We start from the raw sequence: 9630 nt of genomic DNA on the forward strand, positions 1-9630 counted from the left end.
CCACCAACAACACACCGACACCCTCGGCCCACCCCGTACCATCAGCAGTCTCGGAAAACGACTTGCATCGACCATCAGCCGACAAACCCCGCTGCGAAGCAAACTCGACGAACAGCGCCGGAGTCGCCATCACGGTCACACCGCCCGCCACCGCGAGATCACATTCGCCACGCCGCAGCGACTGACACGCCAGATGCAAAGCCACCAGCGACGACGAACACGCCGTATCCACCGTCACCGCCGGACCCTCGAAACCCAGCACATACGACACACGACCCGAAGCGACACTGGCCGTGTTGCCGGTCAACCGGTAACCCTCGATTTCATCGACGCCCGACGACCCACCACCTCCGGTGACATAACCGCCCTGCGCCATCAGCCCGGCGAACACACCGGTGGCACTACCTCGCAACGCCGAACGGTCGATGCCGGCGCGTTCGCATGCCTCCCACACCGCCTCGAGCAGCAGCCGCTGCTGCGGATCCATGCCCAGGGCCTCACGCGGGCTGATCCCGAAGAACCCGGCATCGAAATCCGGCGCATCGTAAACAAATCCACCGGAACGTGTATAGGTCTTTCCCGGTATGCCCGGTTCTGGGTCGTAGATGCTCGCAGTATCCCAACCACGGTTGACAGGGAAGTCCGAAACCGCATCGCGGCCCTCAGCGACTAGCTGCCACAGATCCTCGGGGGAGGACACGCTACCGGGGTACCGGCAGCTCATCCCCACGATCGCGATCGGCTCAGAGTCAGCGTCCGACAGTTCCTTGATCCGATTTCTAGCTTCCCGCAGATCAACAGTCAGCCGCTTGAGATAGTGAACGTACTTTTCGTCAGTAGACATTTTGCATCTTTCCTATTAAACGACTCTAGAAGTCAAATTCACGATCGATGATGGAAAGGCGTTCATCTCCATCAACAGACCCTAGGTCGTCATGCTGCCCGGGCATCGAACACAAAGGATCGGCCATCAGGACACAACGCGCCAAACTTCAACATGCCTACACCAGAGCCCGATGAAAGATTCAGATGGACTCCGCCAGCCAGCGCCAGGACCGATTCGCCGGATCGGATACATTCACACGCGAGATGAACCGCTACAAGCGACGAGTATTGACCACAATCAACCGACATGCCAGGTCCGTGCAGACCAAAGAATCTCGAGACATGGTTGGCAACCATGCTGCGACCACCACCAGTCTTCAAAAACCGATCAAGCAACTCCAAAGGGATAAAAATACCGGCTTCCATCCCGTTGATCGCTGCCGCAATAATGCCGCCATGCTCTAGTGCTTCCCAGCTCAGCTCAAGCACAAGGCGTTGCTGTGGATCCATACTCTGAGCCTCTCGAGGTGCGATTCCAAAGAAACTGGCATCGAACTTATCCATGTCGGAGAGATAGCCACCACGCTCGACCATGCGGCGCTCGGGCTCAGTGATACCAGAAGCAGATAGCAGGTCCCAGAAGCGACCATCATGAGGTTCATCGGCAATCCACTCAATACCATTGCTAAGCAATCGCCAGAGCTCATCAGGACTACTTGCACCAGGAACACGACATGCGAGTCCAACGCTCACTGTTGAATCGTCGAAACTCTGACCCTGAGAAACATCCACAGCTGCACAACCCCAATCGAACCTCGATGGCGGCCGCGCGGCAACGGCCGCCATCGAGGAAATCTAATATTCGGGAGGACGGAGACTCCGCGAACCTGGATCGTTTGATCCAAACTTCGCGGTGCTAGCTATTCTCCAGATGCGGACAGCCCGACGCCACAGCGCCGTCATCGAACTCACCGCTATGATGAGTGCCTCGATGTTCGCGCAGTGACAAACTCAGATGGAATTTCTTCGGCTTCAACGAGAGCGATTCCGAAATCTGCAGTTTATAGCCGGGATCGCCTACGAGCTCATACCTACGCAGGATAAACGCAAGAGCAACAAGAGCCTCATGGTTCGCAAACTGACGGCCAATACAAGCTCGCTCACCCGTGCCAAATGGCTTGTACACGTGCGCCGGCCGTTTCTTGACATTCTCGGCAAGAAAACGATCGGGATCGAACCGCTCGACATCATCACCCCATGCAGCCGTACGATGAAGCAGCGGAATATGCACCGTAACTGCTTCTCCACGCCGCATCGGATATTTACCTCCCAGCACAGTATCTTCGCGGGCCTGCCGAGTGAACGCAGGCGCGGTCGGCCACAAACGAAGACTCTCGTCAAATACACGTCGGAGATATCTCAATTTTGCGATTTGCTCAAACGACGGAACACCGTCGCCGGCGGGCCACATCGCATCGACCTCTGCGCGCGCTTTCTTCAGGACATCTGGATTAGCCGACAGATAGTACAGCGTAACACCAAGAGCCGATGCCGTTGTGACATAGCCAGCAAATATGAACGTCATAACCTGATTGCGCACATTGGTGTGGTCAAGCATCTGACCGGCAGAATCTTTCGAATTGAGCATACTCTCGAGAAGATCGTCCGAGCCCTCGTTTTCGCCATTAACACGACGCTGGATGAGACCGTCAACAACACCGCGCAAATGTGCAATATCGCGCGCATTTCCTTCAGCTCGCACCTTCGCCTGACGGCGGCCCAAGAACGGCAAGCTGAACGGAGGATGGAGTGCACGATTTACAATATTGAGAAGACCAGCTACCGCAGGATCGCTGCTGTCATCCGAAAACGCGCCGAGCTTATAGCCAAAACCGCATCGCGAGACAGTCTCGAGCGTATACTTGGTTAGATTCTGAAGAACTTCAACCGGCTCGCCAAGCCCTCGATCGAAGGACCCCAAGAGCTCATTACACACATCTACCATCGTCGCGTGATATGAACGCATCGCGGCCTGCGAGAAGGCCGGCAACAGCACCTCATGCGCAATACGCCAATTTGGCTCATCCGTATGAGCTGTGAACAGACCGTCCGCGAGCACCGCCCGCATTTCCGCGACGCCGCCAGCTACCTTTTTGGTGAAACGCTTGTCGTCACACAGCTCGGCAACTAGATCAGGATCGGATACAACCACGAATTGGGCATTACGAACTCGAACTTCAAAGATCGATCCTAGTTCACGCGCCAGACCCATTGTATCTTGAATTCGGGTATCTGGTGACACCTTCAATGCGTCCCCCAGAACGGGAAGCCTCAGCGAAGGGTGTGGGATAGAATCAGCAATCATCGAAGAAATCTCCTTGGGCTCACACTTTACGAAGCAATGAGACTTGCTATTTAACTGAGACCGGCAGCGTCGCGGGCCCTCGCAGATTTATGCGGCCATTCCATTCCATTTTTCCACTCGGCTCTAGCGCATCAAATCTGCGGATCAGACCGCCAATCGCAATTCTGGCTTCCATTCTCGCGAGCGCAGCTCCAAGACAGAAACGCGGTCCAGCAGAGAAGGACAAGTGAGCCTTTGCATTCTTCCTGTCCAGCCTAAGAAGGTCCGCGTCCGGCCCCCAAAATTCTGCATCTCTGTTGGCAGATGCAACACTCGCAAGAACGAACGCCCCTGCGGGAATCTCAATATCGCCGATTCGATAGTCGCGCACAGTTACGCGGCGGTTCAGCTGCCCAGGTGCATCGAATCGAAGTATCTCTTCAATCGCATTCTCGTCGAGATCAGGACGACTTCGAAGAAGCGCCATCTGCTCTCGGTTACACAGCAGAGCATGAACTCCATTAGAGATCAGATTGACCGTATTGTGAAATCCAGCAAGGTACATCAGAAGAACCTGAGAGACGAGCTCATCGTCGTCAAGCACATCACCATTGTCTTCCGCCGCAATAAGCGCCGACATGAGATCATCTGCAGGATTGTTTCGCTTCCATGCGAGCACTTCTCGCACAATGCCGGCAAGTTCCTCGTCGGCCGCTTGAATCGCGCGCATTGCATCAGGTGTAATACCGGGTTCCAACGACTGCGCAAGGATGTTCGCGAGATCCCTGACGCGCAGATGGTCGGTCGCGGGCATACCAAGCATCTCTGAAATAACATCGAACGGCAACGGGAACGCCAGATCGCGTACGATGTCAGCATCGCCGGCATCGGCAATGCTATCCAATTTATCGTTAACCAATTTCGTTATACTTGGACCAATTGCAGCCACCGCCCGCGGCGTAAATGCCTTGACAACAAGTTTACGGAGCCGCAAATGATCAGGATCATCCTGGTCCATCATCGCACGTCCGCCCATCCGCGGCGTGACTGCAGCGCCATACAGTTGCTCGAGCATGCTTCGATACCGGTTAGAGCCAAGGTTCGATAGCTCGACAGACTCATCTGAAAGCACTAGATCATGGACGTCCTTATAGCGGGTCAAAAGCCAGAACCCTAGCGGATGTTCGCTGACAGGCGCCGCGATCCTGAGCTCGGCATACTGCGGATACGGGTTATCCGTGAATCCCGGCGCAAACGGATTGAACACGATTTCAGAGGCTTCGGTCATTGTCCACTTCCTAGATAGAATTTTCGGCCTTGGCGATCCACCGCCGCAGGTCCATAAAGAATGCCAGACGAGAAGCTATCACTACTTAGTGCATTATCTCCCATGGCCGAAGACACATTCATGAATACGAATCGCATAATCTGCGGCCACAACGAACCGCGCATAGCAATTGCCCAACCACGCGCTGGCACTGAGCAACTGAATGCCCAAAAGCTGCGCGACTACCCCTCCTACATCATTAGCCAGCGGGTTCACACCGGGACTTCGATCTTCGGTTGCACGATAACAACCAGGTCATTACCTGTCCATACTATGTACATACTCGGGTGCACAGCCTTGACAGCCGATGAAATGATCAACACTATTCCGCTCGTAGGCTTGCGCCGTAGCTCTTAGCGACGCACCCCCGTTGCCTTGGTTTATCCAGGGCTTATAGGAAGGTATGAAGAATGTCCGCCGTACCGCATCTTGACGGTGTCCACCACATCAAACTTCCAGTAGGTGACCTGGCTCGCTCCCTAGAATGGTACGAGTCAAGGCTCGGCTATCGACTGGACGTAGAGTTCAGGACCGACGGCAGACTGATCGGACTGGCTATGCGGCACCCTATGGGAGGCCCCACATTCGCTTTGCAGCTCAATCCCGACATGGCCAAGGCTGCATCCGGATTCGACTATTTTGTGATCGGAGTGCCTAGCAAGGATGCCCTCGAAGCGCTCGCAGACCATCTTTCAGAACTTGGAGAAGAACATGGAGGAGTGAAGTTTGGCGCTATTGGCTGGAACCTGCCGTTGCTTCATGACCCCGACGGGCATGAGATCCGCTTCTATACAACTGCACATCACACTGACCTTCCAGAGAGTGCGATCACTACGGTGAACAATCCGCAGGAAGAATTCAAGCGGCGCGAGATCGAGTACCAGGAGAAGGAAACCGTGGGGAATGAAAATGAATGAATGGAAGGCATTCGATCTGAAGTTCACCTGATCGAGGCTCTCGACGCAGTCCTCAATCGTCGGATTCCGCAATTTAGCGGACGGTAACCGAACCCGCGTATCGACGAGAAGACCCCCGAACGGGGTACTTCTCGTTCACCGAAAATCTTATGCGATGGGCTGCAAAGCAATCTGGTCTGCCACAGTGCGCCATGCTTCCGAGCATGCTTGAGCAGAATTCTCTACGGAACTCACCTGACGCATCGGTATCGCTGCAATTAGCTGACTCCATTGTGCAGACGGAACGCTAAGAACGTTTAGAAGACGAAGCAGTGTTCGGCCGCTCTCAGTCATTCTGAATGAAGGATCCCGACGCAGTAGCAGCATGGCATCCAAATCTACTGGCACGTCACCTGTCGACCGCCGCCCGTTGCGACCCTCAGCAAGATTGCCGGCGGATGCCGCATCTCCGAGCTGGCCGGACGGCTGGCCTTCATCAGCCGATTCGGAGCTGTGAACCGACGCCGGAGTGATGCCACGGCCTCTGTTGACAGGGATATGCCGGACCCGTCCGTCGCTACCGACCCGCACGCTCAACTGAGGAATTTCCTCACTTAACCGCGTCCGGACGGCGCCCACAGTCTTTGGAGAGAGGCCAACGAGCCGCGCTATGCGCCGATCAGACCATTGAGGATGAGTACGCACTACCCGGCTGGCGGCAACTGCGCGGTCAGCCAGAGGCAGAGGAAGCCCGTGGGCGATATTTTCTTATGCGGCCTTCAAGAATATCTCGTCTATTTCGCCATCGAAGAATCGAACATTGATTGTCATCTCACCACGCATCTCCGCTGCTCGTAGGCGATGGATTCCGTCCACAACCTGACGAGTCTGTCGATGCACTAGAATCGGCGGTAGTTCGCGGCCACTTTCAGCCAAAACAAGTACATGGCCCATATCTATCCCGCCGAGCCGCTGGAGAATCCTCCAGCACTAAGGATCCAATCGATACCGATTCGATCTCGACCGCTATCTGACCAACGTTATCTGGTTTCCACTCCCCCACAATCGACCTCATATTCGATCCGTCATCGAGAGTAGCACGGGTTCCGGCCGACCGCTCGCCGCCGCGGCTAACATCCCGTTAAAGCTGCAAGCCTCATGCAATATAAAGCTTGTTCAGGGCTCGCATTGGTCATGTTCGCACTTAGCGGTCGGAGAGCTGCGCCTTTCGAACCGCGCTCAGCTCATCACCACGCGGGCTGAAAATATCTGCGGTCAGCGGGTAGTCGATTACGTGTACGAGACGCGCTTCAGAAGTGTAGCGAGGCCAACCTGGATCACCGTGAGTTGCGAAATCAACCCAAGCGCGATGCGTCTCGTCGGCAAGTGACTGGGGTGGGTTTGGTCCAGTCAGAGAATGTCCGGAGGCCAGGCGGTCAAAGACGAACGGAACATCTAGAACGTGGCAAGCCCCGAGGCCGGGTACGGAGGATCGCCAAGCAAACTCGTACAAATGCACTGGCGCGGTGACAGCTGCGGCGATCTCCTCGAGTTCACTCCGAAATTTCATATCCGTCAGAATTGCCGCATACAGATCCGCAGGTGTGGCTCCAGGCCGAGCATCCTGGTAGGTCTGGACGACTTTGGCGTCAAGTCCAGCATGAGTCAGCATCGACGGCAAGGTTTCTGCGTTGATAGTTGCAGCTTGGCCAAGCGAGTACATGAAGAACCGGAATTCTTCGCGAGTCCAGCCGGCGAGGAGCGGTGGCATCCTGTCTGGCTGCGCCAATAGCAGATCGGTCGGACGCACGCTGATCAGCTCACCGTCGATGACTGGAAAGAATGTAGTTATACCTAGGGTACCTGGGACCATTGATCGACTCCACAAAGCAGGATCCTGCGCCGCTCGAATCTCATCCGCAGTCAACTGACCAAACGAATCTACGCTGGGTTCAATATCGAGCTCGGCCGAGACACGTTCGAAAACCTGCATCATTTCTCCAGCATCTGCGACTGCGGATCCATTCGCGCTCTGGACGATTGCTCGTTGAAATAGGCCTCGAGCTGCATCCGAAGCAGCCAGATTCAGCACGCTCATACCACCGGCAGATTCACCAAACACTGTCACGTTGTTCGGATTTCCTCCGAACGCAGCGATATTCTCCTGCACCCAACGAAGCGCAAATATCTGGTCGTGCATACCTCGATTTAGCGGTGCACCGGGCACAACGGCATACCCCGATATGCCCAGACGGTAGTTGATGGATACCATCACGACTCCATCGCGAGCGAATGCACTGCCGTCGTACATCTGTTGAGCGTTCGATCCTCGTGCGTATCCACCACCATGTATCCACACAAGCACCGGAAGTCCAGACCCGCCAGGATCGGGTGTCCACACATTCAAGTTCAGATAATCGTCGCCAGGAATGATATCGTTTCCGATCAAGGCCTGGATCGGCTCCGGATAGGGCAACTGTACGCACGTAGCGCCATAACTCTTTGCGTGACGTAACCCATGCCACGGGACAACATGTCTAGGAAGCTCGAAACGGGCGGGACCGACCGGAGCTGCGGCATAAGGGATACCGAGGAAGGTGCTGATCCCATTAGCGGTCGTCCCAAGGACTTTGCCATCAGTCACAGATACAATCGTGTCCATTTATTTCCTTAGTTCCGTACCTTCTAATCCAATACGCGCCCGATATTCGTCGGTCGGGGAACGCATATCGGAACATATCCACGCATAGCAGGACAGCCCCAACATCAGAAGAGCATCGTCAACCCGCAGCGCGTGCTCCACATGTCAGTCGTGTCATGCTGCGCGCTTCACCAATCCTACTTAACTCCACCATATTTCGGAAGCTTGCGACATCCAACCCTCGGTAACCTTTTGTACTGCAGCGTGGTTCATGTACCAGTCCCAATCCTGCGGTCCCACAACTTGTTACCCCGGAGCAGAACCAAACCTCCACGCCGACCGTGTCACGCCCAGTCACTGAGCGAGTACGGTCGCGTTGCCCTCTATCTCGCCGAGCATTTGCGATACAGCTCATCACTGGCCTACAGCCTTATGTCAGTGTTAGAACGGTTGCTGACAGTTCCGACTTGGACCCGGAGTGAAGATGACCGATCAAGAATCGATAGATCCAGCAGCAGAGCCTTCCGCATTGACACAAAGCAATTGCCGAAATTTCGCCGCACCATCTGCAGATGCGCCAAAGCGCCCGAGGAGCCTGCCGGAGGAATACGGAATAGACCCCGACATCGACTAGCCCGGGATACACAATCGATCTCAGGTAGTTTCAGATCCATCCTCTCTTACCCGAAGGAGTCCATGGCCGGGTCACCGTTCGCGGGCTCCTACTTGCTCTGCGCAATTTCGTGCCGCTTCCAACATAGGAGGAGTTCGAGGACCAATAGCCGCACATCGGGTTCGCATACCAGGCCGCGACGACCTACAGTTTGCAGAAATCTGGTTAGGGTCCGGCGCGCTTCCGCCTCATTCGGAAGCGATGGATGAGATTGGCGACATATAGATCTCGACAGCGGATGCCGTCCTGACGCAGCCTCTACACGCTGGATACAAAGATCCATAACAAAGGGCCCTGCCAGTCGAATAGCGACCCTCTTGATAGCTGGTCTCGGCAGGGCCCTTCGAGGTAACGGCCTTGGTCACCTCGGTGTTTGACCGACTTGATCAAGTCCAACGAGGTTCTCACTGACCACAATTCCCATCCCGCGGGTCAGTTCCGCATGGATCCGTCGTGATCCGTAGGTTTGGCGCGACACACCATGAACTTCGCGGATCAGCTCGGTGGGTGTCAGCAGTCCCGGAATTCCCCCACCGGTCCGTCACCGAATTCCTTCACCCGGCTGTCACAGAATTCTCCCACCTGGTGGTGTGTCGCCGGACGCCGTGTCTCGCACACATGTTCGCTTGTCCTCGACGGTCGTTACCAGCCAGGAGAGATGGCGAGGAGTAGTTTCACGAACACTCCGGTGCCCGACCCTCGCAACGATCTCGGATCGACCCCTGCGTCCTCGAGTGCCTCCCAGGACACCTCCAGCGGTCCATCGCGACGGCCTCCCGAGGGCTGATTCCGAAGAATCGGGCATCGAAATCGCCTGCGTTCGGCTGCGGGCCTCGCGGAGCTCGACCGTCATCCCTTTCAGGTACTGCGCGTATTCGACTTCATCGGCCATGAGTCTCAATCCTTCGATCGCGATTCCGGAGC

Annotated in this window: 8 protein-coding genes and 1 pseudogene; 1 reads left to right on the forward strand and 8 read right to left on the reverse strand. The window is 55.7% G+C overall.

The window, feature by feature from the left end:
- The 4 genes from ACFXHE_RS33670 to ACFXHE_RS33685 form a co-directional block, all read right to left on the reverse strand.
- Positions 1–844, reverse strand: an 844-nt coding sequence (locus tag ACFXHE_RS33670) for a beta-ketoacyl synthase N-terminal-like domain-containing protein (protein WP_379388715.1), incomplete at its 3' end; no start/stop codon positions are given.
- A gap of 89 nt (positions 845–933) precedes the next feature.
- Entirely contained in the window at positions 934–1671 is a 738-nt protein-coding gene (locus ACFXHE_RS33675; protein ID WP_379388716.1) for a polyketide synthase, read from the reverse strand.
- Positions 1672–1741: 70 nt separating this feature from the next.
- Positions 1742–3190 (reverse strand): cytochrome P450, encoded by a 1449-nt coding sequence (locus ACFXHE_RS33680; RefSeq protein WP_379388717.1) that lies wholly within the window; start codon positions 3188–3190, stop codon positions 1742–1744.
- A 46-nt stretch (positions 3191–3236) separates the two neighbouring features.
- Entirely contained in the window at positions 3237–4457 is a 1221-nt protein-coding gene (locus ACFXHE_RS33685) for a cytochrome P450 (protein ID WP_379388718.1), read from the reverse strand.
- Between the two features lie 449 nt (positions 4458–4906).
- Here ACFXHE_RS33685 and ACFXHE_RS33690 point away from each other — a divergent pair, with 449 nt between their 5' ends.
- Complete coding sequence (locus ACFXHE_RS33690) at positions 4907–5413, forward strand: VOC family protein (RefSeq protein WP_379388719.1); 507 nt, start codon at positions 4907–4909, stop codon at positions 5411–5413.
- A gap of 747 nt (positions 5414–6160) precedes the next feature.
- Here ACFXHE_RS33690 and ACFXHE_RS33695 read toward each other — a convergent pair.
- The 4 genes and pseudogenes from ACFXHE_RS33695 to ACFXHE_RS33710 all read right to left on the reverse strand — a co-directional run.
- Entirely contained in the window at positions 6161–6346 is a 186-nt protein-coding gene (locus ACFXHE_RS33695) for a ParB N-terminal domain-containing protein (protein WP_379388720.1), read from the reverse strand.
- A gap of 250 nt (positions 6347–6596) precedes the next feature.
- Entirely contained in the window at positions 6597–8054 is a 1458-nt protein-coding gene (locus tag ACFXHE_RS33700; protein ID WP_379388721.1) for a carboxylesterase/lipase family protein, read from the reverse strand.
- A gap of 1013 nt (positions 8055–9067) precedes the next feature.
- Positions 9068–9232: a transposase gene (locus tag ACFXHE_RS33705; protein WP_379388823.1), complete on the reverse strand. Its 165-nt coding sequence runs from the start codon at positions 9230–9232 to the stop codon at positions 9068–9070.
- 149 nt (positions 9233–9381) lie between these two features.
- Positions 9382–9524 (reverse strand): annotated as a pseudogene (locus ACFXHE_RS33710) (beta-ketoacyl synthase N-terminal-like domain-containing protein); the annotation flags it as partial.
- Between the last annotated feature and the right edge of the window lie 106 nt (positions 9525–9630).

The sequence above is a fragment of the Nocardia sp. NPDC059229 genome, from assembly GCF_042754165.1.
Taxonomy (GTDB): Bacteria; Actinomycetota; Actinomycetes; order Mycobacteriales; family Mycobacteriaceae; genus Nocardia.

Coding starts and splice junctions, on each gene's coding strand:
- ACFXHE_RS33675 (WP_379388716.1), bottom strand. CDS start 1,671: ATGGCGGCCGTTGCCGCGCGGCCGCCATCGAGGTTCGATTGGGGTTGT.
- ACFXHE_RS33680 (WP_379388717.1), bottom strand. CDS start 3,190: ATGATTGCTGATTCTATCCCACACCCTTCGCTGAGGCTTCCCGTTCTG.
- ACFXHE_RS33685 (WP_379388718.1), bottom strand. CDS start 4,457: ATGACCGAAGCCTCTGAAATCGTGTTCAATCCGTTTGCGCCGGGATTC.
- ACFXHE_RS33690 (WP_379388719.1), top strand. CDS start 4,907: ATGTCCGCCGTACCGCATCTTGACGGTGTCCACCACATCAAACTTCCA.
- ACFXHE_RS33695 (WP_379388720.1), bottom strand. CDS start 6,346: ATGGGCCATGTACTTGTTTTGGCTGAAAGTGGCCGCGAACTACCGCCG.
- ACFXHE_RS33700 (WP_379388721.1), bottom strand. CDS start 8,054: ATGGACACGATTGTATCTGTGACTGATGGCAAAGTCCTTGGGACGACC.